Genomic DNA, 24549 nt, shown 5'->3' with positions numbered 1-24549 from the left:
TCATCGATGCGCAATCACGATTGTCTGCTGAATGTGCTCGCCCTGTCAGAGCAGGCAAGCGGCGTCACGCAGGGGGGCCCTCGACCACCAGCAGGTCCACGAATGCCTCAGCGGCAAGTGACGGGCGGCGGCTTGAGGCGAGGCCTAATTGCTGCCTCACCATGCTCGAGCCGCGCCTTGAGCTTGTGGACCAGTTACTAGCTGCCCTTTAGTCCAGAGGCTGATGACCCAGCTTCACAATCATCTTCGGGTGACGTTCGCTCAGGGCCTTCAACGCGAGCAAACTCTTCCGTTCGCTTTCTCGGTTGTCCGTGTAAGTCCCAGGCTCGACGTCGTTCTCCCACCCCCAACGCGTATGGGCTGTGTCGCCCGTCAGGAGCACCGGACCTGTTGGTGTGCGGGCGAGATAGGAGACATGGCCCGGAGTATGTCCCGGGGTCTGTATCGCGAAGAATGAACCATCACCGAAGACATCGATCACCCCTTCGAATTTCCCATCCTGATCTTTCGAGAACTGGAATTCCCGAAGTGGGGGCCTTCCTTCAAGCAGGCTGTCCTCCGTCCCCTGAACGACCATATGCACAAGGCTCGAATATTCGGGCTCACCGCGGCCTGTGTAGATCGGAATGTCCTTCGGAACATCAGGCATGCCGGAGATATGATCGAGATGGAGATGGGTCATGAACACACCCTTGAGAGGAACGCCTTCCGATTTGATGACCGACGACGTGTCTTCCCGAACCTGCATCCTTTGAATCTTGGCGAATTTTCTCAGAACCCATCCGACCCCCAAGCTCGCCGGATCCTCCACCAGCCGCTTTGAAACACCGGTATCGACCAGGAAAAATCCCTGCGTCGGATGCCGCACCACATGCGCATAGACCTTGATCGACTCCTCGTGATCCTTGAATCCAGCTTGGACGGCTTTTGGATCGTTCAGATTGAGCAGCCCCGAAAGATCGGCAATCCAATCCGCGCCAACGACCGTCTTGAGCTCAATCGGTCCCGGCTCATCGATCAAGGCTTCCATGGCCGCCGAGCTGATTGGCTTTCCGAGATCGGCGGGCTTCCCCGGATGCGAGGTTTGCGTGCACGCGGGAAGTACGGCGATGGCAAAGGCGCCAATGAAAAAGAGACCTGGCTTGCGGAGCATGATTGTTTTTCCTCATTTCTGGCGCTCCTTTTGCCCTCGACAGGCAGAATAGCAATCGCCTAACTTCCTATGTCACCATACATAAATGGATGACCGCGGACTGGGGAGTGAGAAGGTGGAACTACAATGGGATGACCTGCGGATCTTTCTCGCCGTTTGCGACGCGGGGAGTCTGAGCGGCGCCGCACGGCGCCTCAAGGTGAGCCAACCCACTTTGAGCCGGAGGATTGCAGAGATGGAGTACGGGCTCGGCGAGCCGCTTTTCGTCCGCAAGGACCTGGGCATCACCTTGACGAAAACCGCAGCGAGGCTACTTCCCGCGGCTCAAGGTATGGCGCAATGGGCGACGGAAGCTGCCCGCTCACTCGATGCGAAGAACTCACCCGTGAGCGGCCGCGTACGCATCGCGGCGGTACCTTCATTCGCCTTCGATTTCCTGGCTCCGATCGCGGAAAAGCTCAAGAGAAAGCATCCACAGATCACTCTCGAGGTTCTGGCCAGCACGCAACGCCTGAACCTCTCGCTCGGCGAGGCGGACATCGCGCTCAGGAGATACCCGTCCGATGATCCTGATCTGATCACAGTCGATGAAGTTGTCGTTCCGATCGGCGCCTACGCGAGCAGGGACTACGCGCGGAGACTGCCCGCGAAATACGGTTTCCGCGACCTCGATTGGATCGCATGGGCGGGAGAGCGCGAGATGACGAGCCCGAATCCGGAGCTCGCGGCCAGGATCCCGGACTTTCGTCCTGCTTTCACATCTGACGATTACAGCGTACAGGTCGCGGCCTGCCAGGCCGGCGTCGGCGCGATGATCCTTCTGAAGACTTCCCATCGGCTCAAACGACCGGGCGAACTCGTGGAGCTCAAGCTCGAACTTCCAACCTCGCTCCGCGCAGAACTCACGATCATCTGCCACAAGCGCATGGCGGATCTACCCAAGGTCAGAACGGTCGTGGACCTGCTCAGGCAAGAGTTTGCTGATCTGAGGAAGAGCCAAGGCGCGAAGAAACCCTGAATGGTGACGCCAACGATCTCAAGGTCATGGCTTTGATCCTAGATCTCGATCTAGTTGGTTTTCGAGTATCGTGTAGCCATCGCGGGTCTGCGGCAGCTTCCAGCCCAGAACCTTGCTGGCGACGAGCGTGCGCAGAACCTGTGCGGTGCCGCCGCCGATCGTGAACATGCGCACGTCGCGCGCCATGCGCTCAAGCGGAAAGTCACGCGAATAGCCGCGTGCCCCGAACATTTGCAGCGCGTCGTTGACGATCTTGATCGCGGCTTCCGACGCGAAGATTTTTGCCTGCGCTGCGAGCATCGGGTCGGGAAACGCGCTGCCCGGACCGCGCGAGGATGCTGCCGCATGCAGCATCAGGCGGGACGCCGTGAGCTGGGTCTGCATGTCAGCTAGCATCCATTGCAGGCCCTGGAACTCGCCGATCGGCCGCCCGAACTGTTCGCGCGTCCTGACCCATTCGACCGCGTGCTCCAGGGCGCCGGCGGCGATCCCCATGGCGACGGTGCCCGCGCCGACGCGCTGGCTGTTATAGGCGTTGATGAGATCGGCAAAACCGCGCTTGAAGCCCGACGGGGGCAGCAGCACCATATCTGGCGTGATCTCGAGATCTTCGAATATGAGCTCGCCCTCGGGCATGCCGCAGAGCCCCATGGTCGTTTCGCGCTTGCTCATCCGCAGTCCTTCGACTTCCCCGCGCACCGCCAGGAAGCCGCCAACGCCGAGTTCCTCGCCGCCCTCATCGAAAACCCGGGCGAAAATCAGGTGCAGACGCGACACGCCAGCACCGGTGATCCAATGCTTCCTGCCGTTGAGCACGTAGCGATTGCCGCGTTTGTCAGCCCGGGTCTTCATTCCGCTCGCGTCACTGCCTGCCTCTGGCTCTGTGATGCAGATGGCGGGCTTGTCGCCTGCCAATACAAGATCGGCGGCGCGCCGGCGCTGCGCATCGGTGCCGTACGCCATGACGGTCGAGATGGCACCCATGTTGGCTTCAACGACGATGCGTGCCGAGACTGTGCAGGAGCGTGCCATCTCCTCAATGACCAATGCCGTATCAAGGAAACTCCGGCCTTGGCCGCCGTATTCCTTCGGAATGGTCATTCCCATGAAGCGCTCGGTCTTCAGCGCTTCGACGACGTCCCAGGGATATTCACGCGATTGATCGATCTCGGCGCCGCGCTTGCGCAGCAGCCCGTTCGAGAACGCCGCGGCTCTTTCCTTCAGCGCCAGTTGCTCCGATGAAAGCTCCATGGCGTACCTCCTCTCAGCCGCGGCCCATGGCGTAGAACTCGGCGTTCGGACGCATGCTTGTGACGTTGGCAAGCCGGTTCGACAGGCCGAAGAAGGCCGAGATCGCAGCGATGTCCCACATGTCCTCTTCCGTGAATCCGTGCGACTTCAGCGTGGCGAAGTCGCTCTCGGAGACCTTCTGAGCCTCGGTGGAGACCCGGACGGCGAAATCCAGCATCGCTTTCTGGCGATCAGTGATGTCCGCCTTGCGGTAGTTGACGGCGACCTGGTCGGCAATCAGGGGATCCTTGGCACGGATTCGCAGGATCGCCCCATGCGCCACCACGCAATACTGGCACTGGTTGAGGTTGCTGGTTGCGACCACGATCATCTCGCGCTCGGCTTTCGTGAGATTGCCGGGTTTGTCCATCAGCGCGTCGTGATAGGCGAAAAACGCGCGGAACTCGTCCGGTCGGTGCGCGAGCACGAGGAAGACGTTCGGGATGAAGCCCGACTTCTCTTGAACGGCCAGGATGCGGCTGCGGATGTCGTCGGGCATGTCGGCGAGATCGGGAACGGGGAAGCGGCTGACTGCAAGGGCTTGGGTCATGACTTTGGATCCCTAAATTATTGCTCGTTGGAGATTGGCACGATTACGCGGCCGCGCACCGTGCCCGCAATGAGACGATCTGCAACGCTGATGCAGGCTTCGAGCGGCACGCGCTCGGTCATCGCATCAAGAAGAGAAGGATCGAGGTCGCGGGCAAGTCGCCGCCACGCCTCGCGGCGTTCCTCGCGAGGACACATGACGCTGTCGATGCCAGCGAGTGTGACGCCTCGCAGGATGAAGGGGGCCACGGTCGCCGGCAGGCCCATGCCGGCGGCGAGACCGCAGGCCGCGACCACACCACGATACTTCATCGATGCGCAGACGTTGGCGAGCACCTGCCCGCCGGCCACATCGACCGCGCCGGCCCATTCTTCCTTCGCGAGCGGCTTCCCCGGTTCGCTGAACCGCGATCGCGGCAAGATGCGCTTGGCACCAAGCTTCGTGAGATAGTCCGATTCTTCAGGACGCCCTGTAACTGCGGCCACCTCATAACCGAGCTTGGCGAGTAGCGCCGTTGCGACGCTGCCCACACCGCCTGCCGCGCCGGTCACGAGCACCTCGCCACTTCCCGGCGTAACGCCGTGGCGCTCAAGCGCCATCACACAGAGCGCGGCAGTGTAACCGGCCGTCCCGATGCTCATCGCTTGAGCCAAGGAAAAGGCCGGCTCCAAAGGGATCAGCCAATCGCCCTTCACCCGGGCAACTTCGGCCAACCCGCCCCAATGCCGCTCGCCCACGCCCCAGCCATTCAGCACGACCCGGTCGCCTGGCTTGAAGTCGGCTTTCGAGGATTCTTCGACGGTCCCCGCGAAATCGATGCCGGGGATCATAGGAAAATTACGAACAACGGGACTCTTTCCCGTGATGGCCAGCGCATCCTTATAGTTCAACGTCGAGCAGGCAACGCGAACTGTCACATCTCCCTCAGGCAACCGGTCCCGAGGAAGCTCGGCCAGTCTTACCGACTGCCGAGTGCCATCATGCTCGATCAGGATGGCTTTGAAATTCGTACCCACCTTCAACTCCCCTTACACTTTGCGTGGACGATGGCAAAAAAGCCGTCGGCAAATAAGTCGAGCGCGTCGGGACGTCGTTCGAGCTTGGCGCGCAACACCGCCCCCTCCCAGCCGGTCCAAAAAAACTGCGCAAGGCCTTCGCAGTCGATGCCCGTGGAAATCTCGCCCGCCTCCTGCGCCGCGCGCAGACACCGGGACGTCCGCGTCTCCCAGTCCCGGAAGACGGCAGCTAGGCGTTTTCGAAACGGCTCTGGCAGAACGCCCATCTCTTGTCCGAGATTACCGACGAGACAGCCGCGCCGGTAGCGGTACCGCGCCATCCCCGACCGTGCGTCCGCAATGAAATCACGGAGACGGTCGAGGGGAGCGCGCTCCGTATTGTCGAACCATCGGTCCAGCTTGCGTGCGAAATAGTCGGCATAGGCGTCGATGAGCTCGAGACCGAAGGCGTCCTTGCTGTCGAAGTAGTGGTAAAATGACCCTTTTGGCACGTCTGCAGCTTCCAGGATCTCCTCAACTCCAACGGCGCTGAAGCCCTTCTCGGTCAGGATCGCGACGCCGGTGCGTAGCAGCCGTGCGCGCGGCGCGTCCGGCCGCGATTGGTCCTTGGGCGGGCGACCACGACGACGGGGCCCTGTTGATGGCAAAATCGCTTTCACAGCGATTTATTAGACCGCTCGTCTTGTAAAATCAACAGCCGTGCCACCGTCGAGCGCACGGACGGCGAGAAAGAGCAGCGGTTCGGCCGATGTCCCGAGTAGAGAGTATTGCAGCCCCAGCAAACCCAGCGGCGACAAGGCAAACGCCACAATGGCAAGCATGTGCGAAACCAGCCATGCCCCAGACCCAAAGGCCGCGGCGCCCAGCAACGAACTCTCGTCGGAGAACGGGCGAAGTGCCGGGTAGATCACGAACAGGACCCCGGAGACGACAAGAGCGCCGGCGCCGACGCGCATACGGCTTGCAAACATCGCTTCCTCTAAGGCGTTTACATGAGGATGACCTCGCGGCAACGGCGAAGTCAGGATGGCTTTTGGCAAATCGGGATGGTTCATCATAGCGCCACGGCGAAGCAGTAGTGCCCATCTTCATCGGCCGTGGCGCGCCAGCAAGCTGGCCCACCTCCATCGGGCAGCGCAAAGCTTCGCTCAATGCTTCCTCGGCTCGAACACCACGATCACGCCGGCCGACTCCGACTCTTGCGCCCTGAGGTTTCCCCTACCGGGTGCGGACCACACGGCTACGGGGTCATCCGACTAGCTGCAGCCCTTTATCAAGGCCGTGCCGGTACTTTGCGCATATGTCGCGCTATGGCTGACGCGAGCGGACGGTGTCTGCCTCAGAGCGGGCAAGCTGTGCCCGGCGCCGGCACGCACCCCTGACCAGGAACAATCGGATGTGGCGCTGGAAGCGGCGGCCACGGATGGACCGGCACCGGATCGACAGGGATATGTGGCGGCCACCACGGCATCGGAGGAGGCCCGACGTGCACGGGGGGTAGCGGACCGATGATGATCGGCAAAGCGGGGTTCGCGGCGTCAGTGTCGGCATGCGCGACGCCGACCAACGCGCTCACAACAAGGAATGAAAGACAGAACGTGCGGAAATTCATTGTCGTCGGCTCCTGCTTAGACACACGGCCAATACGATCGTGCCAGGCAAGAATCCCAGTGCGCATCCCCAACGCCAAGCCGGACATGAGAGTTAGAGATAAACGACTAGTCCCAAACAACTAGCCGCTCACCGGCGGGGCATTCACAACGCGCTGCAGCAAACCGCCTCTTGGCGGCGGCGTCGGCTAAGGGCTGGTCTCGCAGCCGTGCATCGAGTTGCGCTGGATCAGGTCCCAGCGGTTGCCACAGAGATCCTCGAAAACCGCGACGACGCCATACGCCTCATGCCGCGGCTCCTCAACGAACCGCACACCGGCTGCGATCATGCGCGCATGATCGCGATCGAAATCATCCGTCTCCAGGAACAGGAAGACTCGGCCCCCGGTCTGGTCACCAATGCGCGCGACCTGGGCCGGACCGTTTGCCCGCGCCAATAGCAGGCCGGAGCCGGCGCCGCCCGGTGGGCGGACGACCACCCAACGCTTGCCGCCGCCGAGCGGCGTGTCCTCGCAGAGCTCGAAATCAAGGGCACCGGTGAAGAAGGCGATCGCTTCGTCATAGTCCGCGACTATGAGGCTGACGAGGGAAAGATGCCGATTCATCGCTCATACCAAGCCAAATGCGACAAGCTGGCCGTCACGTCGCGAGGGTGTCGCAACCTTACCAACAGCAGCGCGTGGCGGGCTGCCGTATCATCGCGCCACGGCGAAACAGTGCCCATCTTCATCCGCAGCGGCGCGCCAATCAGAATATTCGCGCGACCTCCTGGATCAGTCGCAGCTTGGATCCCGTCAACGCTGGCACCCCTTGCGCGCGAGCTCGACGCGCCGATTCTTCGCGCGTCCCTCGTCGCTGTCGTTGGAAGCGACCGGCCGGCTTTTGCCATAGCCCTGCGCGCTCACCCGAGACGTTTCAGTGCCGTGCGCGACCAGCCATTGCATGACGGCCTGCGCCCGGGCCTCCGACAGCTTCAAATTGTAATCGTCACTGCCGACATTGTCGGTATGTCCCTGCAGCTCGATCATCAGCTTTGGCTGGCCCTTCAGCGTGCCCAGCACCTGGCTGAGCACCGGCTCGGATTCCTCGCGCAGAGTCGCCTTGTTGAAATCGAAATGCACGCCGTAAAGCGGCACATGGCAGTCCTTGTCCAGACGCGCGGCGAGATCGTCCGCGCCGGCATCCGCCACAGCCACGCTGATTTCACCGGCGCCGATATGCATGGAGACCCAGATGTCTCGGCCTCCCTGTGCGTAATGCGCAAGCAGAATTCCGTCTGACTGGGAGAGGCCCTGGCTTTCAAATGGAATCTGCCAGCCGGCTTTGGTTAGCGCTTCACGGTAGACCGTAATGAATTGCAGCACCGACACGCTCGCAGGATAGCGATAGCTCTTGATGACCTGTCCGGTTCCCGCCAGCACTCTTTCCTGGTCCTTCTGCGGCACGGTGACATCAAGCGGCGAAGGATCCTGGCTGGTGCCTCCAAGCGTCGTCCCGGGGAAGTGCGCAAGATAAGGAAAGTCATCCTTGTCGCCGGCCTTTTCCGGCGTGGCGCCCGGAGGGCGCAGGGTCAGAGCGACCTTCGAGCCACCCACCTCGACGATATCGATCTGTATCTCGTCGAAATCATTGGCAACACCCACCGTCGCCCAAACTTCCGCTCCGCCCTGAGAACTCTTGAGCGTCGCGCCAGTTTCCCACTCGCGCACGATCTGCCAGCCGGCCTTGAGCCAATAGGGCTTGATCTCCTGCCACGTCTTGTTGCTGTCATCGGGCTTCGGTCGAGGAATCATGTGCAAAATGCTCTGATAGTGCTTGCCCTGCTGCACGATCCGTTGATCGAAGCCTTCCGCATTCTTTTCGATCAGAAACTCCGCCTGGCCAAAATCCTCGACGTCCACATTGCGGTCGGTATTCTTGAAGACCACACCTGGCGGCAACTGAACGGACGCGGGAAGGCCCTTGAGCGCCCAGGCCGGTGTCGAAGCAACGAGAGCAAGAATGGCGATTGTCAAATGCAGCGGGGATTTCACGCGTAGTCCTTTAACTATTTCAATTTGGCCCTCGTCTCACAACGAGACGTGCCTAAAAAGGAGACATGACGAAACGACCAAGCTTGAAATCCGATGGCCGCAGGGCGCGAACGGTTTCATGTGCTCGACTGCACGTCAAGAGCAAGCCGCCCGATGGTGGTGATCGGTGAAGCAACTACAGGGGTAACCCGACCACCCGGCGGATCGCGCAGCAGGCTGCTGCATCATGGCGCCACGGAGAACAAGCAGTGCCCATCTTCATCGGCTGCGGCGCGCCACTAACTGATTGCCGCTGCGGTTGGTCCACATCCGTTCATGCGTCGCCGATGACGCGAAAAAAATCGATACATAGAAGGTGTTTTAAGGGTAACACCTAGCTCGTGCTTTCCTGCATGGAGGTCGTGCGAGATGAGACTAATGCGCCGCATCTTTGTCGCGACCGTCCTCGCATCCAGTACGCTTTCCGCTCCAGCATTTGGGGACGACGCCAAGGGCGCCTTGAAGGAATTCGGCCTTTTGGGAACATGGTCACCGGATTGCAGCAAAGCAATTTCTGATCAGAAGGGTTCCAGGGTATCTTTTGCTGCACCTGGCGAAGGAAGTGCAACAGCGACAGTCCAGGAGACTAAAGGCGAGGCGTTCGTTACTACGGTCCATGAAGTTCTTGAATCGACAATGATTGATAGCAAGAAAATCAGGGTCGCCCTGCGCCCCGTTACAATCACCAGATCGGACGGCAAGGCAGCCTCTCAACACGAATATGACAGCGTGCGTCTTGTCTTTCAAAAGATTGGCGAGCGGATCGAAATCATTCGTGTTCAATTTGAAGGCCTGCCAGAAATCGAGCAGGCAAGTCTTTTTGAGAGATGCCTGAATTGAGACGTCAATTGAGACATCCGCTCGTCCCAGCCATTGTCCTTGGCAAGCTTCCGCATGCAATGTCCGACGCTGCCGGCGCTCGGTCGCCGGTTAGCGAGCGGCATCAATGGCACATCTGGGGTCCAGTCGTCATCCGATCGTCATCGGCCGCGGCGCGCCCATCAGCGCGCCGACGGCCGTCGCGCTTGCGCGAAATCCTTCAATGCTTGCTCGGCTCGAACACCACGATCACGCCGGTCGGCTCCGGCTGGTGCGCCCGGAGGCTGGTCAGCTCCGGATCGCTCCAGTCGGCAAGACTGACGACTTCGCCGGTCCGGCTCTCCATCTCGGAGGAATCGGTGGGCTCCAGCACTTTCAGTCCGCTCTCGTCGACGAAAAACGTATGGTCTCCGAACAGGCTGTTGAGCTGAGGCACGGCCGGGTGTCCGTCGGGAAGCACCTGGGCGTCCAACTGTCTCATGGTCTCTTTGACCTGGATGGGATTCAGCTTCATGAGCCGCTCCATTTCGCGCTTGTCTGTTGTCCCCGGCGTAACCGTGGCGGACTTTGTTCCAGCACTGGCCGCCCCGGCCTAGACTTCCGAACAGATCGCGCGCGCAATTGTTCCCCCGCGCCACCATGTCCGAGGCGATCGGTTGCGTGTGCCGTGCTCGTGGCATGATTGGGGCGACATCGAGATGGCGGCTCAACGTAGTCGACACGCTGCGGCGGTTGCCCGCAGGACGCGTCTGGAGATCAAGACGCGCCTAAAGCGCGATAAGATTAGGAAGAATCGTCATCGCGCTTTAGGTTGTTGTTTGAGCATGATCTCCGCGCAAACGCGTTCCGCGTTTGTCGCGAGGGAAAACCGCTTCGCACTTTGCGCTAACGCGGCCCTCCGGGTCCGGATCATGCTCTAGAGATCGAAATTGGTGGGCAGCATGACCACGTCGCGGATGGTCATGCCACGTGGCCGCGTCAGCATGAACATCACCACATCAGCGACTTCGCTGGCCTCGAGCAGGCTTCCGGAGTCCCTGGCTTCCTTCAGCTTCTCCGCCGGCCAGTCCGCGAGCAGCGCCGTGATGACGGGACCGGGCGAAATCGATCCGACGCGGATGCCATGCTTGAACACCTGGCGCCGCACCGTCTGCACGAAGCAGTTCATCGCCCATTTGGACGACGCATAAACCGGCTCCCATGGCGTCGGAAAATGGGCCGCCAGCGAGCTCGTGATGATGATGTCGCCGGTCTGGCGTTCGATCATGTGAGGCAGCACGTCGTGGACATTCTTCATCACGACGTTGACGTTCAGGTTCAGCATCCGGTCGATCGCGCTGCTGTCGGCATCGACAAGGTCGCCGCCAATATACGTGCCCGCATTGGCGTGCAGGATATCGAGCTGACCAGCCTTCTCCAGAACGCGCGGCAGCAGTGTGGCGCAGTCCTTCGGATTGAGCAGGTCGATGACGAGCGGGATCGCGGCGGCGCCGTGCCTGTTGCAAACCGCCTTCAGAGCTGCGTCGTCGCGGTCGACCAGCACCACGCGCGCGCCCGCAGCCAGCATCGCCTCGGAGCTCGCAAGGCCAATGCCCGACGCAGCCCCGGTCACGACGGCAACCTTGCCTTCCAGATCTTTTGCCATGGACGCTTCTCCCTGTTGGGCGCTTCGTCCGGCGCCTGCCGTGGCGCGGCGGCCGTCACTCCCCGCGGTTTTCTCCCACCGACAACGCGCAGATGCGCGAGAGGTGCGCATAGGGCAAGCCCGTCTCCTTGGCCCAGGCGTTGAACTGCGCCTGCACTTTGGCGAGATCGCCCTTCGATTTCACCTCCTCGGCAATATCGAGGCCGGCATCGCGCAGGCACGCGACGACGTCCCGGGAGGTGACGAAGCCGTCCCAGCCGACGAAGCGCAGCAGCATCTGGCCGGTGTTGCCCCCCAGCCTGCTGCCACGCTTTGCAAGCAGATCGAGCAGCCCGACCTCATCAGAAGCCGGCCATTTCGCCAGGAACTTGCCGAAGCTGCCGTGCTCTTTTGCAATCTCCTGCACGAAGGCGGCATTCTCGCGCACCGACATAATCTTTGCGCCGTTGCGCACGATGCGGGCGTCGCGCATCAGGCCTTCCCAGTAGTCCTCGGGCTGGAAACTCAGCTTGGCCGGCTGGAAGCGCAGGAAGGCCTGCTCGAAGCCGTCCCATTTCTGGTCGATCACGCTCCAGGCAAAGCCCGCGCAAAACACCCGCTTCGTCATCTCCGCGAGGATGCGATCGTCAGATAGTTTGGCGAGCGCCTTTGCATCGGGCTTTGCCGGCAGCAGCTTCTCGAGCTGTTTGGGCCCGCCCTTGCGCTTCTCGGCGCGGGCGCGAATGGTTTTGAACGAGGTCATGCGATCACCTGCGATGAGGCCGCGCTACGACATCAGACTTCGCCGGGAAGGTCCAGCCCTTGCCAATTTGCCGCGGCCGCGGGCTGGCCGCGCTGGTCTGCTTCTTGCTTTTCCGATACGGAATTCCCGCGCCTTATTTCCTGACCTGACGGATTTTCGATGCGCTGCCTGGTCGTCGCCGACCTGCATTACTCGCTGCCGCAGCTCGACTGGCTCGTCAGCGCGGCGCCGCAGTTCGACCTCGTGATCTTCGCAGGCGATGCGCTGGACATCTCCTCACAGGTGGATTTTCGCGCGCAGATCGTGGTGGTGAAAAAATACCTCGCGACGCTGGTGCGCCAGACGCGCGTCATCCTGTGCTCGGGCAATCATGACCTCGACGAGCGCAGCGCCGAGGGCGAGAAAATCTCGCGCTGGATCGCTGACGTGCGCGAGCTCGGCATTGCCTGCGACGGCGACGACTTGAGGATCGGCGACACGCTGTTCACGGTCTGCCCGTGGTGGGACGGGCCGCTGGCCAAGGCACGCATCGCCGAGCAACTGCGCGAGGCCGCCGCAAGACGACCGCGGCGCTGGATCTGGGCGCATCACGCGCCGCCGGCGAATTCGCCGACGAGCTGGGGCGGCAAGCGCTTCTTCGGTGACGTCGATCTCGTGCAATGGATCGCGCAGTACCAGCCGGCGATGGTGATCTCGGGCCATGTGCACCAATCGCCCTTCATCACCGAAGGCTCGTGGTACGACCGGCTCGGCACCACCTGGGTATTCAATGCAGGCCTCCAGCACGGCCGGCCGCCGACCCACATCGTGCTCGATCTCGACGCGGGCAAGGCCTTTTGGCTCGCGGCGGGCGAAGCCCAATGGATCGATCTCGATGCGCCTTTGCGGCGGCCTGCGGCAGCAATCACGCAGCCGCCCGACTGGCTCACATTCTTGGATCGGATTGCCGATCCGAGCCTGGCGAAACCTCCTGCGGCGGCAGATTGATCATGCTTTGCAGGACGTCGCCGACCATCGCCAGATGGTTGCCCTGGCCGGCATATTGCCGCTTGAGATCGGCAAGATAGGTGTTGGCGACATTGAGCCGCTGCGCCAGCAGGCGCGCAAGCAGAAGCGCGACCTCCGGCTTCTGGATCAGGAACGAGGCGGCATCGTCGAACTCGTAGATGACGGAATCGACGCAAGCACGTACCGTCGCGGTATGGGGTTGCTGGAGCAGCACCGACATCTCGCCGAACACGGCGCCGGGCTCGGCGATGGTCGCAACCACGGTGCCGCCCTTGATCACCTCGAGCTTGCCTTCCATCAGCACGTAGAGGTGCCCGGAGGCGCCGCCCTCGGTGAGGATCAAGGTTCCGGCTGGCACCTGCCGCTGCGTTCCGCCAGTGCAATAGTCAAGGACTGCGCGCATATCGATATCCCCATCTCCGGGAGACTAGGCACCGGCACGTCCGGCGTCGAAGGGATAAAAGCGGCGAAGCTGCTCAACTTTTCGGCATCGGCCGCCATGCCGCATCGCGTCAAATGCTCGGCGCGGGCTCCAGCGGCAGGGACTGCAAGCCGCCGAAGCGGCGTTCCCTGCGATGGAAGGAGGCAAGCGCCTCGGCGAGATCGCCGGCATCGAATTCGGGCCACATCCGCTCGGTGAAATGCAGCTCGGCATAGGCGCCCTCCCACAACAGGAAGTCCGACAGCCGCTTTTCGCCAGACGTGCGGATGATGAGATCGACGTCGCGCAAGGATGCTTCGCCGGTGACGAGCTGCGAGAAGGCCTCGCGGGTCAGGCTCGTCAGCGCGGCCGCCTTCGCGGCGGCGTTGAGGATGGCGTCGCGCGCCGAATAGTCGACGGCGATGCGCAAATGCAGAGTCTTGCCGCGGGCGGTCGCGCGCTCCGCACCTGCAATCGCCGCGGCGATGCCCTCGGGCAGGCGGTCGCGGCGGCCGATAACGGAGAGCCGCACGCCGTTCTTGACCAGGCTCTGTACCTCGTTGGCGAGATAGAAGCGGAGCAGCGTCATCAGCGCTGCGACCTCGGCCTTGGGCCGGCGCCAGTTGTCGGTCGAGAACGCATAGAGCGTCAACGTGCCGATGCCTTGCTTCGGTGCCGCTTCGACGATGCGCCTGATCGTCTCGACGCCGGCCTCGTGGCCGCGGACGCGCGACAGGCCGCGCCGTGTCGCCCATCTTCCGTTGCCGTCCATGATGATGCCGACGTGAAGCTTTTCGTTTGCCTGCGTGACGTCACTTTGCATCGCAAAGTCTCCGGTCAAGAAATGGGGTGATCAGGTCGAGATGATGCCGAGGCGGCCGAGCGGCGGCGCCTCGCGGCCGGCGGCCTTGGCGGCATCGCGCACCAGGCGTTCGAGCACGCTGAGATAGTCCAGGAAGCGGCGGCGACCGGCTTTTGTCAGCCGGCAGGTGGTGTGGGGGCGGTTGCCTTCGTAGCCCTTGGTCACGTCGACGAGGCCGGCCTCCTGCAACACGGCGAGATGCCGGCTGAGATTGCCGTCGGTCAGGCCGCAAAGCTGTTTGAGATCGGCGAAGGCAAGACCCTTCGGATGCGCCATCAGCGAGGTCAAAAGGCCAAGCCTCGCCTTCTCGTGGATGACGCGGTCGAGGCCTTCGTAGGAGAAGGGCGCGCTTTCAGTCTTCGACATCATTGTCTCCAGACGCAACATAGAGAATCCCGGCCATCACGGACTGCCCGATCACGAAGGGTAGCCCCATGGTCCAGGGCGAAAGCGTGTGGGTCTGGCTCGCCAGCACAACGACCGCGAATCCCGACACGAAATACCAGGCGCCCGCCAGCGCCACGCTGCGTGGCAGCGAGCGGACGGAAGCGAAAATGCCGAGCGACACCAGGATCTGCCACAAGCCCGGCAACAACCAGAGCGTCTCGGCCGAGAACTTCCACAACACCACCGCAAGCAGCACGCCGGCGACACCGGCCGGCAGGAACTGCTCGATCGCCTGGTAGATCATGACATCGGCAAGACCGGAGTGATGACGGCGCGAGCGCGCGCGCATCTCGATCCAGATGATGGCGCCGGAGAGCGCCGCCGCAAGACCCCAGCCGAGGAAGAACGCGAGCGGCTCGGTGGTCGGGTCGTCGATGAAGAGATATTGCAGGATGGCGGTGATCAGTGCGAGCGCTCCGGTTGCGACCATCGTCGCGGGACCGTAGCCGCGAAAGGCGGTGCCGGCTGCGATCTGGCTGCGGATCGCCACGATATCCGCCAGCGCCTTGTCGAGATCGCGCATCTGCAACGTCGAGCCTCGTTCCACCCTCGCACCCACGGGTGCGAGCCTTACTTTGTGATGCAAAGTATACCGCGTCGCAAAGTAAATGCAAGGGCGCCGCCGTCCGGCCGGGCGACGGCCGGCGCCGGACAACTGCCGGTTGCGCCTGGCCGGATCGGACAGGTAAGATGCGGCCCAAGGGCGTTCCGGGGGCTTTGCGATGCTGAAGTGGGCTGTTGCGTGCGTGTTGCACGTTCTTCTTGTCGGGTTTGCCAATGCCGCGGGGCCGTTCGGGTCCGTCAATATCGGCAATTGGGTCGGCGGCGCGTTCAGCAATGATGAGTCCGGCGCGTTCTCGCATTGCGCAGCAACGGCGCCCTATGCCAACGGCGTCATTCTCGTCGTCGCCCAGAATGCAGCGGGCTCGTGGCTGCTGAGCTTCGCCAGTCCCGGCTACAAATTCAACAAGGGCGAGAACGCAGCGATCGACGTGATCTTCGACGGCCAGGAGCAAGCGCGCGTGTTTGCCACAGCCAATCGATCCGACATGCTCACCGCGATCATGCCGTCGAATGTCGTGCGGTCGTTCCAGAAGGCGAGCCTTATGGTCGCGACGGCCGGCCGCACCGTCCTGCAATTCCAGTTGACGTCGAGCGGGCCCGTGATCGCGGCGCTGGCCAATTGCGTCACCAAGGTAAAGGCCGACGGACTCAGCAAGGCCGGCGATTTCACCAAGGTCGCGGCGAAGCCGGCGACGGGAGAGAAACCAGCCGCGCCGCCCGCCGCCAAGCCGGGCAAGACCGGAACCTACAGCGGCACGGGCTTTGTGGTCAGCGCCAGCGGGCACATTGTCACCAACAATCATGTCATCGACGGCTGCGTCGGGGACATCAAGGGTAATCTCACCGGCGAAGCGACGATGGTGCTGCGCGTCGTGTCGCGCGATGCGATCAACGATCTGGCGCTGCTCCAGGCGCCCGCGACGGCCACGTTCAAGGACTTCGCCAGGATCCGCGATCGTTCAATCCGTTCCGGCGATTCCGTCGTGGCGATCGGCTTTCCCTATCATGGCCTCCTGACCTCCGACTTCACGGTCACGACGGGAATCGTGAGCTCGCTCAGCGGCATTCTCAACGACACCCGTCACCTCCAGATCAGCGCGGCCGTCCAGCCGGGCAACAGCGGCGGCCCACTGTTCGACACGTCCGGCCAGCTGGTCGGCGTCGTCGTCGCGAAGCTCGATGCCAGGATGCTGATGAAGGCAACGGGAACGATCCCCGAAAACATCAACTTCGCGATCAAGACCGGCGCAGTGCGCGACTTCCTCGACAATTCCGTCGTGCCCTACCAGACCGCCGAGCCGAAAGGCGAACTTAAGACCACCGACATCGCCGGCAACGCCCGCGCCTATACGATGCTGATCTCGTGCACGGGCACGGAGCAGGCCGACGCGAAGCGGTAGCTTGTGCGAATTCAGGACGACCCGCTCAACTCAGGAGCCGCAGGGTGGGCAAAGCGAAGCGTGCCCACCTCCTTTCTCGCAATCTCGGAGAGATGGGGGGACGGCGCTTCGCGCCATTACCCACCCTACGGCAGCGCCGTCCGGGATCTAGCTATGGCAGCACCCCCGCCTTCGCCGCTTCCGGCGCGTACTGGTCGCGCAGCCGCACCCAGTCCATCGGATAGGGCAGGCCTTCCTCGTGGCGGCCGAGCGGGGTGAGGTCGAGATATTGATAGGCCGCATTCATCATGTCGAGACCGCGGGCAAAGCACGAGTAGGTGTGGAAGACGGCACCTGATTCGTCGCGGAAGAACACGCTGATGCCGGGCAGCTCGGGGCCGTAGAACGGCGTGGTACCGAAATTGTATTTCGGCTCGCCTTTCTCGATCTCTTCGCGCGTGAACGTCACGCCAAAGTCATGGTTGAAGTCGTTGCCGCCCGAGGACACCCAGTCGAAGGTCCAGCCCAGGCGTTTCTTGAACGCCTCGAGCTTGGCGGCCGGCGCGAGCGAGATCGCGACCATGGTGGTGTCGCGCGCGGCAAGATGCGGCACCATGCGCTCAAAACCATCGGCCCAGAACGAGCAGCTCTTGCAGGCCGCCTCCCAGTCGGGTGCGAACATCACATGCTGCACGACGAGCTGCGGACGTCCCGTGAACAGGTCGGCGAGCGTCACCTTGCCGTTCAGGCCGTCGAATACGTACTCCTTGTCGATCTTGACCCAGGGAAGCCGGCGACGCTCCTCAGCGAGGCGCTCGCGCGCCTGCGAAAGCTCCTTCTCACGCGCCAGATGGGCCTTGCGCGCCGTGATCCACTCTTGGCGGGAAACGATCTGATGTTGCTGCATGATGAACTCCGCTGATCAGGCGACGAAGGCATCGAGCTTGTCGAAGAACGAGCTCCAGCCGCGCTGATGGTTGTCGCGTGCGGTTTCGTCGAAGAACTGGGCATGGTGGAAGATCATCAGCGTGCCGCCGTTGTCGGGCTTGAACGAGATGGTGACGAGCGACTCGCGTTCCGGCGTCGAGTGCCAGGCCCAGGAGAACACCAGCCGCTCGTTCGGCACGACCTCGCGGTAGATGCCGCCGGCCTCGAAATATTCGCCATCGTCGCGGGTGAAGCTGATCCGGTAGCGGCCGCCGGTGCGGACGTCGAGGTCGGCCTGCGCCGTCGCGGGCTTCATGTTCGGCGGGCCGAACCACTGCGCTAGCTGCTCGGCCTGCGTCCACGCGGCGTAGACCCTTTCCGGCCTCGCGCGGAAGCGGCGCGTGAGGGTGAGGCTTGGGCGCTCATCGGCGCGGGCGGCTGCTTGGTTGATGGCCATGGGTCGTCCTCCACAAAAGCTGCAAGGCGATCGAAATTGTCGGACCAGAAGCGTGCGTAGCGATTGAGCCAGTCCATCGCCTGCTCCATCGGCTTGGCGGTGAGCCGGCAGGCGACCGTGCGCCCGGTCTTCTCCCGCACGATCAGGCCTGCATCCGACAACACCTCGAGATGCTTCATGATCGCGGGCAGCGAGATCGAAAACGGCGCGGCCAGCTCGCTCACCGACAGGCTGTCCTCCTCGCCGAGCCGCGCCAGCAGCGCACGCCGCGTCGGATCGGACAGCGCCGCAAAGGTTCGGTCCAGCGTCTCGTCTTGATATTTAACCATATGGTTTAGTATAAGCGAAAGCGCGAGGACGTCAAGCCGGACCGCGCGCACACTCCTCCGCACGAGTGCGTGATCGCGCGCAGGCTCGGGAACCTGTTCCGGACCGCACATTAAAAAGCCCCGCCTCGCGGCGGGGCTTCGTCAGCGTCGTGATGCGCTAGCCGAGATCGCTAGTCGACCTTCAGGCCGGCGAACTCAACGACCTTCTTCCACTTTTCGGTCTCGGCCTTGATCATGTCGCCGAACCCGTCCGGCGTCTGCACGAGCGGCTCGCCGCCGAGCTCAACCAGACGCTTGGTCATGTCGGGCTCCTTCATGATGGCGTTGATCTCGCCGTTGAGCTTCGCGATGATCTCCTTCGGCGTGTTTTTCGGCGCGCCCATGCCGAACAGCGCGCTCGCCTCGTAGTTCGGAACGGTTTCCGCGATCGCCTGCACGTCGGGCAATTGCGAGGATCTGTCGGCGGTGGTGACGCCGAGCGCGCGAAGCGAGCCGGAGCGGATGTGCTGGATGATCGAGGGCATGTTGTCGAAGATCACCTGCACCTGACCGCCCAGCATGTCGGTGATCGCGGGCGCTGCGCCGCGATAGGGCACGTGCTGCATCTTGCAGCCGGTCATCGCCATGAACATCTCGCCGGACAGATGCACCGAGGTGCCGTTGCCGGAGGAGGCCATGTTCACCTTGCCGGGATTGGCCTTCACATACTCGATGAACTCGGCGACGTTCTTCGCCGGCACGTCCTTGTTCACGGTCATCACGTTCGGCACGCGCTGGAACGAGGCGACCGGCGCGATGTCGCGCACGAAGTTGAACTTGAGATTGGCGTAGAGCGAGGCGTTGATGTAGTTGGCCGGGTTGACCAGCAGCAGCGTGTAGCCGTCGGGCTCGGCATTGACGACGGACTCGGTGCCGATGTTGTTGCCGGCGCCGGGCTTGTTCTCGATCACGAACTGCTGGCCGAACTTTTCGGACAGCCGCTGGCCGATCAGCCGCGCCAGGATGTCGGTGGCGCCTCCCGGCGGATAGCCGACGACCCATTTCACCGGCCGCGCCGGATACTCCGCCGCAAAGGCCCTTGAGAACGGCGCGGTTGCAAGCGGACTGGCGGCGAGCAGGCGCAGCGCGGTGCGGCGTGTGATCATCTGAAGTCGTCTCCCGGTTTGTTGTTCTTGAAGGCAGCGCGTTGTAACAAAGCGCGCCAGCGACGAGAAGTGCGCTAGCTGCATCGCGACGAAAGGATAAGGCATGTCCGTCAAGGTCCAGGCCCTCGATCACCTCGTCATCAACGTCGCAGATGTCGCAACTACCGCCGAGTGGTACCGCAAAATCCTCGGCATGGAAGTGAGGGTGTTCGATCCGGGCGGCGGCAAAGCGCCGCGGACCTCGCTTCAGTTCGGCAACCAGAAGATCAACGTCCGGCCGCGCGATGCCGACAGGGTGGAGTGGTTCACCGCGAACCATGCGACTGCCGGCAGCGAGGATCTGTGCTTCCTCACCACGGCCACGCCCGATGAGGTGGTGGCGCATCTGACGGCGCATGGCGTCGCGATCGAGGAAGGCCCGGTGGAGAAGCAAGGCGCCCGCGGCACGCTGCGCTCGGTCTATTGCCGCGATCCGGACGGGAGCCTGATCGAGATTTCGTCGTATGAGAATTGAAGCGGGCTGGCGTTCATGAGGTAGATCGTCATTCCGGGGCGGTGCGTCAGCACCGAACCCGGAATCTCGAGATTCCGGGTTCGTGCTTCGCGCGCCCCCGGAATGAGAAAGTGGGAAGTCAGAACGATCCCAACGCCACCGGGCGGAAGGCCTGCACGAGCTGCTGGTCCAGCTTGCCGGCCATGCCCTCCAGCATCGCGAAGGCGCGGGAATGGGTGAAGGGCATGCGGTAGGCGCGCTTCTCGACCAGCGCCGCGTAGATGTCGACGATGGTCGTCAGGCGGACGATGTCGCTGATCTGGTTCGACGAGAGCTTGTTCGGATAGCCGCTGCCGTCGAGGAACTCGTGGTGGTGCAGCACCACATCGAGCATTTCCGGCGGAAAGCCGCCTTGCGCCGCGAGCGCCTCGTAACCGCGGCGCGGATGCTGGCGAACCTCGTCCATCTCCTCGTCGGTGAGCTTGCCGGGCTTGTCCAGAAGCTGTGACGGCACGAAGGCCTTGCCGACATCGTGCAGCAGAGCGGCGCGGGTCAGACGGCGCTGGTCGTCCTCGCGCATGCCGAGATGCTGCGCGAAGGCGACCGCAAAGCCGGTGACGAACAGACAGTGCCGGTAGCTGCCGACATGATGGCAGCCGACGGTGGTGAGCCACTCGCGCAGCGAGGAATGCTTGATCGCCTTGAGGATCTTGCTCTCGGCGGCGATGACGTCGTCGAAGGTCAGGGGCACGCCGAGCGGCAGCTTCTCGAACATTTTCGCCAGCACGCCGTGCGCCGCCTCGACGCCACGGTTCAGCGTCTTGCCGCGATCGCTGGCGTCGTAAGTGGTGGTGTCCGGAAACGCGGCGCGGATGCGCTGCAAAATGGCCTCGGGTTGCAGTGGCCGCGAGATCGTGTCGGTGGCGCCCAGCGCCCACGCCTGCATGGTGCCGTGGTGAAGCGCATCCGCCAGCACGAACAGACGCGGCATCGAACGATAGGCATCGCCGCGCAGCTTGTTGCGCACCCGCTGCACGCTCTCGGGCGAGCGCAGGTTGATGTCGACGACGATGCCGGAGAGATCGCGCGCCGGCTGCTCGGGGATCTCCTCAGTCGAGACCGTTGCGACGTCGCCGACGGACTGCAGGATGTGGGCGAGCTCGCTGCTCTGGTCGCTGCGGTCGGAGGCCAGGAGGAGCCTGCGTTTGGCGGCGGGTTTGGCTGAGGCGGTCATGGCTTCCCCAAAAGCAACTGAACAGGCAACTGAAAAGAGCACTGCGCTCGACTGCACCACCCTAGCGGCATCAGGTTCTCCGGCCCTTAATGCGCGTGCTGAACGGGAACCTGCGGGGTTTGTTAAAGTTTGAGGGATTTTGCCGAGGTGCCGACGGCTCGGCCAAAAATGTCGAAAACAACCCCATGCAAAGTAACGCGGCAGTCGCCGAAGCCATTTGACAGGTCGGCCAAAGAGACCGTGCTGGATGCCAACCCCACTCTCGGCCGTCATCACCCGCGAAAGCGGGTGATCCAGTATTCCAGAGACAGCGCGAGGATACGGAGAGGCCGCGGCGTACTGGATGCCCCGCTTTCGCGGGGCATGACGTTGAGTTTGTGGCAAGGCCGACCCGCAAAACAAATCCGCCGGAGGTCGCCCTCCGGCGGATCGTCTCAATTGCAGTCTGCGGCCGGCCTTACGCCTTCATGTTCGCCTTCACGGCCTCCGCCGTGATCGGCAGGCTGCGCACGCGGGCGCCCGAGGCGTTGAAGATGGCATTGCCGATGGCGGGTGCGACCACCGTCACCGCGGGCTCGCCGACGCCAGTCGCCTTCTCGCCATTGGCGATCACGGCGACCGCGACTTCCGGCATCTGGCTCATGCGCAAGGGCGTGTAGCTGTCGAAGTTGGTCTGCTCGATGCCACCGTCCTTCAGCGTCGCCTTCTCGTACAACGCGAGCGACAGGCCCCACAGCGCCGCACCCTCGACCTGGGCGCGGATGTTGTCGGGATGTACCTGCGTGCCGACGTCGGTCGCGACCGTGAGCTTCTTCACGGTCACGGCGCCTGACGGCGCGACGGCGACGTGCGCGACGCACGCCGTCCAGCTTGCGGTGGCGCGCTCCTGCGACGACACGCAGGCCACGCCCATGCCTTCTCCCTTGGGGAGCTTCTTGGTGCCGTAGCCGGCAAGGCCCATCGCAGCGAGCAGCGTGTTGCGCAGCCGCTGCGCGCCGCCGTCGTTCTTGCCTGCGCCGTCGAGCAGCGAGATGCGGAGCTGGGCGGGGTCCTTGCCCGTCGCAGCCGCGATCTCGTCGATCATGCTTTCGACGGCCCAGAAGGTCCAGCCCGGCGCCACCGAACGCAGCTGACCGGACGGGGTGGCGTTGTGCGCCATCTCGTTCTTGATCGCCCGCACATAGTGGTTGGGCACGGTGTAGAAGAAGTCCGACCCGTTCACCGTGAAGCTATCGAGCGGGCCCTTCTTGTCGACCGAGGGTGTCAGGAAATCGGGGATTCCCCAGCGCGCGGTCGGCCAGGCCGAGACTACGTCGTGGCTGATCGCGACGATCTTGCCGTCGCCGTCCACGCCGGCCTTGACCTTCTGGTAGGTGAGCGGACGCGAGAAATCCATCGTCATGTCGTTCTCGCGCGAGTAGATCACCTTGACCGGCTTGCCCACGGCCTTGGCCGCCTGCACCGCCGGCACCATCATGTCGGCATCGAGCCGCCGGCCGAAGCCGCCGCCGAGCCACATCTGGTGCATGACCACGAACTTCGGATCGATCCCGGCGGCACCGGCGGCGATCGCGCCGGAGCGCGTTGCGAACTGGTTGCCGGAATAGATGTGCAGGATGTCGCCCTTGAACTCCGCGGTGGCGTTCATCGGCTCCATCGGCGCGTGGATGTTGATGTTGGTGGTGTATTCCGCCTCCAGCACCTTGGCCGCCGAGCCGAACGCCGCGTTCGGATCGCCGTCCTTGACGAAATACTGTCCGGAATCGTCGAGGCCCTGGAGCCGCTTCGCCTCGTCCAGCAACGACTGGCTCGACAGCTTTGCGTTCGGACCGCCGTCATAGGCGATCTTCAGCGCGTCCGCCGCCTTGCGGGCCTGCGCGTAGGTGTTGGCCACCGCCACGACCCAGCCCGAGGTGGTCTGCGTCTTGTCGTCGACGATGACCGCCTTGATGAAGCCCGGCACTTTCTTGGCATCGCTGTCGTCGACCGATTTCACCGTGGCGCCGAAGCGCACCGGCGGAGTGACGACCTTGCCGTAGGCCATGCCCGGCAGCATGACGTCGATGCCATACTTGGCCGTGCCGTTGGTCTTGGAGGGGATGTCGAGCTGCGGCACCGACACGCCGATCATGGTGTACTGGTCCGGCGTCTTCAGCTTGATGGCCTTGAGATCGTCGGCCGTGAACGTCTTGGTCGCCTTGCCGCTCTTGACGATCTCGGCAAAGGTCATCTGCTTCTTCGACTTCGGATGCGAGATCACGGAGTCGCGCACGACCAGCTCGTCCTTGTAGAAGGGCGGCAGGCCCATCGCGGCGGCCGCAGCTTCCGTGAGCGCAATGCGGCCCGCGGCACCCGCACGGCTCATCGCGTCGAAGTTCATCATGGTCGACCAGCTGCCGCCGGTGATCTGCGCACCCAGCACGGGGTCGTTGAACTTCGGATCGTTGGAGGCGAGTTGCACGCGCATGTCGCTCCACTTCGCGCCCAGCTCTTCGCAGACGATCTGCGCCATGGTGGAGGCGATGTGCTGGCCCATGTCGGCCTTGCCGCAGGTCACGGTGACGAGACCTTCGGGCGAGATCGAGTACCAGACGCTCGGCTCGAAATTCGAAGGCGCGGCAAGCGCCTCACTGACGCCGGGGACGCCGGCATAGCCAAGCACGAGGCCGGTGGCCGCAGTGCCGACCAGGAACGAGCGGCGGCTGAGATCAGTCGTCTCGGCGGTGACGTCCTTTACGTGCTGATTCATGTGGGCCTCCGCTCATTGCCGGAGGCGGACGCGGTGCGCATCTCGGATGCGGCACGCATGATCGCCTTCTGAATCCGCGAATAGGTCATGCAACGGCAGAGATTGCCGTCCATATGCGCGACGACCTCTTCCTTGGTCGGGTTCGAGTTCTTCGACAGCAGCGCTGCGGCCTGCATGATCTGACCGGACTGGCAGTAGCCGCATTGCGGGACCTGCTCGGCGATCCACGCCTTCTGCAAGGGGTGATCGCCCTTGGCGGAGAGGCCTTCGACGGTGGTGATCTTCTTGCCGGCGACGTCACCGACCATGGTCTGGCACGAGCGGACGGCTTCGCCGTTGACGTGCACGGTGCAGGCACCGCACAGACCGGCCCCGCAGCCGAATTTCGTGCCGGTCATCTGCAATTGCTCGCGGATCGCCCAAAGGAGCGGCGTATCGTGCGCCGCATCCACGGACATACTCCGCCCGTTGATGGTGAGAGTAGGCATGGTTTCTTCCCCTGCCGGTGCATGAAGCCGCTTACGGCGGCAACTTGTCTGACCGAAACCCACCGGGCTGGCGTCGGCCTTGGGCGCGAGAATGATCGCGTTCGTTTGCCGAGGCAAATGCAATTTGGAAA

27 protein-coding genes are annotated in these 24549 nt (G+C 63.1%); 5 read left to right on the top strand and 22 right to left on the bottom strand.

Annotation, left to right across the window (positions count from 1 at the left end; all coding sequences use genetic code 11):
• Positions 1-208: 208 nt before the first annotated feature.
• A complete protein-coding gene (locus NLN62_RS18975) occupies positions 209-1153 on the bottom strand; it encodes an MBL fold metallo-hydrolase (RefSeq protein WP_254109824.1) in 945 nt (314 codons plus the stop codon).
• A gap of 85 nt (positions 1154-1238) precedes the next feature.
• Here NLN62_RS18975 and NLN62_RS18970 point away from each other — a divergent pair, with 85 nt between their 5' ends.
• Positions 1239-2171, top strand: a complete 933-nt coding sequence (locus NLN62_RS18970) for a LysR family transcriptional regulator (RefSeq protein ID WP_254109823.1) — start codon at positions 1239-1241, stop codon at positions 2169-2171.
• Between the two features lie 24 nt (positions 2172-2195).
• On the opposite strand, the gene acdA is transcribed toward NLN62_RS18970, so the two are convergent.
• The 7 genes from acdA to NLN62_RS18935 form a co-directional block, all read right to left on the bottom strand.
• The gene (acdA, locus tag NLN62_RS18965) at positions 2196-3422 is read right to left on the bottom strand and encodes a 3-sulfinopropanoyl-CoA desulfinase (RefSeq protein ID WP_254109822.1); all 1227 of its coding nucleotides are present in this window, start codon (positions 3420-3422) and stop codon (positions 2196-2198) included.
• Positions 3423-3435: 13 nt separating this feature from the next.
• The gene (locus NLN62_RS18960) at positions 3436-4011 is read right to left on the bottom strand and encodes a peroxidase-related enzyme (RefSeq protein ID WP_254109821.1); all 576 of its coding nucleotides are present in this window, start codon (positions 4009-4011) and stop codon (positions 3436-3438) included.
• 17 nt (positions 4012-4028) lie between these two features.
• On the bottom strand, positions 4029-5027 hold the full coding sequence (locus NLN62_RS18955) for an MDR family oxidoreductase (protein WP_254109820.1): 999 nt from the start codon (positions 5025-5027) through the stop codon (positions 4029-4031).
• Between the two features lie 2 nt (positions 5028-5029).
• A complete protein-coding gene (locus NLN62_RS18950) occupies positions 5030-5686 on the bottom strand; it encodes a TetR/AcrR family transcriptional regulator (protein ID WP_254109819.1) in 657 nt (218 codons plus the stop codon).
• 9 nt (positions 5687-5695) lie between these two features.
• Positions 5696-6082: a hypothetical protein gene (locus NLN62_RS18945; protein ID WP_254109818.1), complete on the bottom strand. Its 387-nt coding sequence runs from the start codon at positions 6080-6082 to the stop codon at positions 5696-5698.
• Between the two features lie 743 nt (positions 6083-6825).
• The gene (locus tag NLN62_RS18940) at positions 6826-7242 is read right to left on the bottom strand and encodes a VOC family protein (protein WP_254109817.1); all 417 of its coding nucleotides are present in this window, start codon (positions 7240-7242) and stop codon (positions 6826-6828) included.
• Positions 7243-7431: 189 nt separating this feature from the next.
• Positions 7432-8670: an OmpA family protein gene (locus tag NLN62_RS18935; protein ID WP_254109816.1), complete on the bottom strand. Its 1239-nt coding sequence runs from the start codon at positions 8668-8670 to the stop codon at positions 7432-7434.
• Positions 8671-9087: 417 nt separating this feature from the next.
• Here NLN62_RS18935 and NLN62_RS18930 point away from each other — a divergent pair, with 417 nt between their 5' ends.
• A complete protein-coding gene (locus NLN62_RS18930) occupies positions 9088-9549 on the top strand; it encodes a hypothetical protein (protein ID WP_254109815.1) in 462 nt (153 codons plus the stop codon).
• Between the two features lie 199 nt (positions 9550-9748).
• Here NLN62_RS18930 and NLN62_RS18925 read toward each other — a convergent pair whose 3' ends face one another.
• The 3 genes from NLN62_RS18925 to NLN62_RS18915 form a co-directional block, all read right to left on the bottom strand.
• Positions 9749-10042 carry a hypothetical protein gene (locus tag NLN62_RS18925; RefSeq protein WP_254109814.1) on the bottom strand — a complete coding sequence of 98 codons (294 nt, stop codon included), beginning with the start codon at positions 10040-10042 and terminating at the stop codon, positions 9749-9751.
• 402 nt (positions 10043-10444) lie between these two features.
• Positions 10445-11173 carry an SDR family oxidoreductase gene (locus NLN62_RS18920; protein WP_254109813.1) on the bottom strand — a complete coding sequence of 243 codons (729 nt, stop codon included), beginning with the start codon at positions 11171-11173 and terminating at the stop codon, positions 10445-10447.
• 55 nt (positions 11174-11228) lie between these two features.
• Complete coding sequence (locus tag NLN62_RS18915; protein WP_254109812.1) at positions 11229-11915, bottom strand: DNA-3-methyladenine glycosylase I; 687 nt, start codon at positions 11913-11915, stop codon at positions 11229-11231.
• Positions 11916-12074: 159 nt separating this feature from the next.
• Between NLN62_RS18915 and NLN62_RS18910 the strand changes: the two genes are divergently transcribed.
• Entirely contained in the window at positions 12075-12902 is an 828-nt protein-coding gene (locus tag NLN62_RS18910; RefSeq protein WP_254109811.1) for a metallophosphoesterase, read from the top strand.
• Here NLN62_RS18910 and NLN62_RS18905 read toward each other — a convergent pair.
• The 4 genes from NLN62_RS18905 to NLN62_RS18890 all read right to left on the bottom strand — a co-directional run bounded on the left by NLN62_RS18905 (position 12841) and on the right by NLN62_RS18890 (position 15176).
• A complete protein-coding gene (locus NLN62_RS18905) occupies positions 12841-13326 on the bottom strand; it encodes a cyclic nucleotide-binding domain-containing protein (RefSeq protein ID WP_027523955.1) in 486 nt (161 codons plus the stop codon). The two genes, NLN62_RS18910 and NLN62_RS18905, sit on opposite strands and share 62 nt — an antisense overlap.
• 109 nt (positions 13327-13435) lie before the next feature.
• A complete protein-coding gene (locus NLN62_RS18900; RefSeq protein ID WP_027523954.1) occupies positions 13436-14167 on the bottom strand; it encodes a di-trans,poly-cis-decaprenylcistransferase in 732 nt (243 codons plus the stop codon).
• Between the two features lie 30 nt (positions 14168-14197).
• On the bottom strand, positions 14198-14572 hold the full coding sequence (locus tag NLN62_RS18895) for a transcriptional regulator (protein WP_027523953.1): 375 nt from the start codon (positions 14570-14572) through the stop codon (positions 14198-14200).
• Positions 14559-15176, bottom strand: a complete 618-nt coding sequence (locus tag NLN62_RS18890) for a hypothetical protein (RefSeq protein WP_027523952.1) — start codon at positions 15174-15176, stop codon at positions 14559-14561. The genes NLN62_RS18895 and NLN62_RS18890 overlap by 14 nt, the downstream gene beginning before the upstream one ends.
• 199 nt (positions 15177-15375) lie before the next feature.
• On the opposite strand from NLN62_RS18890, the gene NLN62_RS18885 reads away from it, so the two are divergent.
• The gene (locus tag NLN62_RS18885; protein ID WP_254109810.1) at positions 15376-16617 is read left to right on the top strand and encodes a S1C family serine protease; all 1242 of its coding nucleotides are present in this window, start codon (positions 15376-15378) and stop codon (positions 16615-16617) included.
• Between the two features lie 151 nt (positions 16618-16768).
• On the opposite strand, the gene NLN62_RS18880 is transcribed toward NLN62_RS18885, so the two are convergent.
• The 4 genes from NLN62_RS18880 to NLN62_RS18865 all read right to left on the bottom strand — a co-directional run bounded on the left by NLN62_RS18880 (position 16769) and on the right by NLN62_RS18865 (position 19454).
• Positions 16769-17503: a thioredoxin family protein gene (locus NLN62_RS18880; protein ID WP_254109809.1), complete on the bottom strand. Its 735-nt coding sequence runs from the start codon at positions 17501-17503 to the stop codon at positions 16769-16771.
• 15 nt (positions 17504-17518) lie between these two features.
• Positions 17519-17980, bottom strand: coding sequence for an SRPBCC domain-containing protein (locus NLN62_RS18875; protein WP_156944395.1), 462 nt, complete (start codon positions 17978-17980; stop codon positions 17519-17521).
• Positions 17863-18309, bottom strand: coding sequence for a helix-turn-helix transcriptional regulator (locus NLN62_RS18870; protein ID WP_254109808.1), 447 nt, complete (start codon positions 18307-18309; stop codon positions 17863-17865). The genes NLN62_RS18875 and NLN62_RS18870 overlap by 118 nt, the downstream gene beginning before the upstream one ends.
• A gap of 170 nt (positions 18310-18479) precedes the next feature.
• Positions 18480-19454 carry a tripartite tricarboxylate transporter substrate binding protein gene (locus NLN62_RS18865; protein WP_027523947.1) on the bottom strand — a complete coding sequence of 325 codons (975 nt, stop codon included), beginning with the start codon at positions 19452-19454 and terminating at the stop codon, positions 18480-18482.
• Between the two features lie 103 nt (positions 19455-19557).
• Between NLN62_RS18865 and NLN62_RS18860 the strand changes: the two genes are divergently transcribed.
• The gene (locus NLN62_RS18860) at positions 19558-19968 is read left to right on the top strand and encodes a VOC family protein (protein WP_027523946.1); all 411 of its coding nucleotides are present in this window, start codon (positions 19558-19560) and stop codon (positions 19966-19968) included.
• Positions 19969-20086: 118 nt separating this feature from the next.
• Here the strand turns inward: NLN62_RS18860 and NLN62_RS18855 are convergent, their stop codons facing one another.
• The 3 genes from NLN62_RS18855 to NLN62_RS18845 all read right to left on the bottom strand — a co-directional run bounded on the left by NLN62_RS18855 (position 20087) and on the right by NLN62_RS18845 (position 24418).
• Positions 20087-21181 carry an HD domain-containing protein gene (locus NLN62_RS18855; RefSeq protein WP_254109807.1) on the bottom strand — a complete coding sequence of 365 codons (1095 nt, stop codon included), beginning with the start codon at positions 21179-21181 and terminating at the stop codon, positions 20087-20089.
• A 457-nt stretch (positions 21182-21638) separates the two neighbouring features.
• Complete coding sequence (locus NLN62_RS18850) at positions 21639-23930, bottom strand: molybdopterin cofactor-binding domain-containing protein (RefSeq protein WP_254109806.1); 2292 nt, start codon at positions 23928-23930, stop codon at positions 21639-21641.
• The gene (locus NLN62_RS18845) at positions 23927-24418 is read right to left on the bottom strand and encodes a (2Fe-2S)-binding protein (RefSeq protein ID WP_254109805.1); all 492 of its coding nucleotides are present in this window, start codon (positions 24416-24418) and stop codon (positions 23927-23929) included. The genes NLN62_RS18850 and NLN62_RS18845 overlap by 4 nt, the downstream gene beginning before the upstream one ends.
• Positions 24419-24549 lie beyond the last annotated feature (131 nt).

This window comes from Bradyrhizobium sp. CCGUVB23, from assembly GCF_024199885.1.
GTDB lineage: Bacteria > Pseudomonadota > Alphaproteobacteria > Rhizobiales > Xanthobacteraceae > Bradyrhizobium.
Note: the sequence above shows the minus strand (reverse complement) of the source record. Positions and strands in the feature narration are given on the sequence as shown.

What these genes read in the sequence shown, in the direction of transcription:
- NLN62_RS18880 (WP_254109809.1), bottom strand. Translation starts at nt 17,503, where the DNA reads ATGCAGCAACATCAGATCGTTTCCCGCCAAGAGTGGATCACGGCGCGC.
- NLN62_RS18905 (WP_027523955.1), bottom strand. Translation starts at nt 13,326, where the DNA reads ATGCGCGCAGTCCTTGACTATTGCACTGGCGGAACGCAGCGGCAGGTG.
- NLN62_RS18875 (WP_156944395.1), bottom strand. Translation starts at nt 17,980, where the DNA reads ATGGCCATCAACCAAGCAGCCGCCCGCGCCGATGAGCGCCCAAGCCTC.
- NLN62_RS18860 (WP_027523946.1), top strand. Translation starts at nt 19,558, where the DNA reads ATGTCCGTCAAGGTCCAGGCCCTCGATCACCTCGTCATCAACGTCGCA.
- NLN62_RS18975 (WP_254109824.1), bottom strand. Translation starts at nt 1,153, where the DNA reads ATGCTCCGCAAGCCAGGTCTCTTTTTCATTGGCGCCTTTGCCATCGCC.
- NLN62_RS18870 (WP_254109808.1), bottom strand. Translation starts at nt 18,309, where the DNA reads ATGGTTAAATATCAAGACGAGACGCTGGACCGAACCTTTGCGGCGCTG.
- NLN62_RS18970 (WP_254109823.1), top strand. Translation starts at nt 1,239, where the DNA reads ATGGATGACCGCGGACTGGGGAGTGAGAAGGTGGAACTACAATGGGAT.
- NLN62_RS18890 (WP_027523952.1), bottom strand. Translation starts at nt 15,176, where the DNA reads ATGCGCGATCTCGACAAGGCGCTGGCGGATATCGTGGCGATCCGCAGC.
- NLN62_RS18960 (WP_254109821.1), bottom strand. Translation starts at nt 4,011, where the DNA reads ATGACCCAAGCCCTTGCAGTCAGCCGCTTCCCCGTTCCCGATCTCGCC.
- NLN62_RS18845 (WP_254109805.1), bottom strand. Translation starts at nt 24,418, where the DNA reads ATGCCTACTCTCACCATCAACGGGCGGAGTATGTCCGTGGATGCGGCG.
- NLN62_RS18920 (WP_254109813.1), bottom strand. Translation starts at nt 11,173, where the DNA reads ATGGCAAAAGATCTGGAAGGCAAGGTTGCCGTCGTGACCGGGGCTGCG.
- NLN62_RS18915 (WP_254109812.1), bottom strand. Translation starts at nt 11,915, where the DNA reads ATGACCTCGTTCAAAACCATTCGCGCCCGCGCCGAGAAGCGCAAGGGC.
- NLN62_RS18855 (WP_254109807.1), bottom strand. Translation starts at nt 21,181, where the DNA reads ATGACCGCCTCAGCCAAACCCGCCGCCAAACGCAGGCTCCTCCTGGCC.
- NLN62_RS18895 (WP_027523953.1), bottom strand. Translation starts at nt 14,572, where the DNA reads ATGTCGAAGACTGAAAGCGCGCCCTTCTCCTACGAAGGCCTCGACCGC.
- acdA (WP_254109822.1), bottom strand. Translation starts at nt 3,422, where the DNA reads ATGGAGCTTTCATCGGAGCAACTGGCGCTGAAGGAAAGAGCCGCGGCG.
- NLN62_RS18925 (WP_254109814.1), bottom strand. Translation starts at nt 10,042, where the DNA reads ATGAAGCTGAATCCCATCCAGGTCAAAGAGACCATGAGACAGTTGGAC.
- NLN62_RS18865 (WP_027523947.1), bottom strand. Translation starts at nt 19,454, where the DNA reads ATGATCACACGCCGCACCGCGCTGCGCCTGCTCGCCGCCAGTCCGCTT.
- NLN62_RS18900 (WP_027523954.1), bottom strand. Translation starts at nt 14,167, where the DNA reads ATGCAAAGTGACGTCACGCAGGCAAACGAAAAGCTTCACGTCGGCATC.
- NLN62_RS18850 (WP_254109806.1), bottom strand. Translation starts at nt 23,930, where the DNA reads ATGAATCAGCACGTAAAGGACGTCACCGCCGAGACGACTGATCTCAGC.
- NLN62_RS18910 (WP_254109811.1), top strand. Translation starts at nt 12,075, where the DNA reads ATGCGCTGCCTGGTCGTCGCCGACCTGCATTACTCGCTGCCGCAGCTC.
- NLN62_RS18940 (WP_254109817.1), bottom strand. Translation starts at nt 7,242, where the DNA reads ATGAATCGGCATCTTTCCCTCGTCAGCCTCATAGTCGCGGACTATGAC.
- NLN62_RS18930 (WP_254109815.1), top strand. Translation starts at nt 9,088, where the DNA reads ATGCGCCGCATCTTTGTCGCGACCGTCCTCGCATCCAGTACGCTTTCC.
- NLN62_RS18885 (WP_254109810.1), top strand. Translation starts at nt 15,376, where the DNA reads ATGCTGAAGTGGGCTGTTGCGTGCGTGTTGCACGTTCTTCTTGTCGGG.
- NLN62_RS18945 (WP_254109818.1), bottom strand. Translation starts at nt 6,082, where the DNA reads ATGAACCATCCCGATTTGCCAAAAGCCATCCTGACTTCGCCGTTGCCG.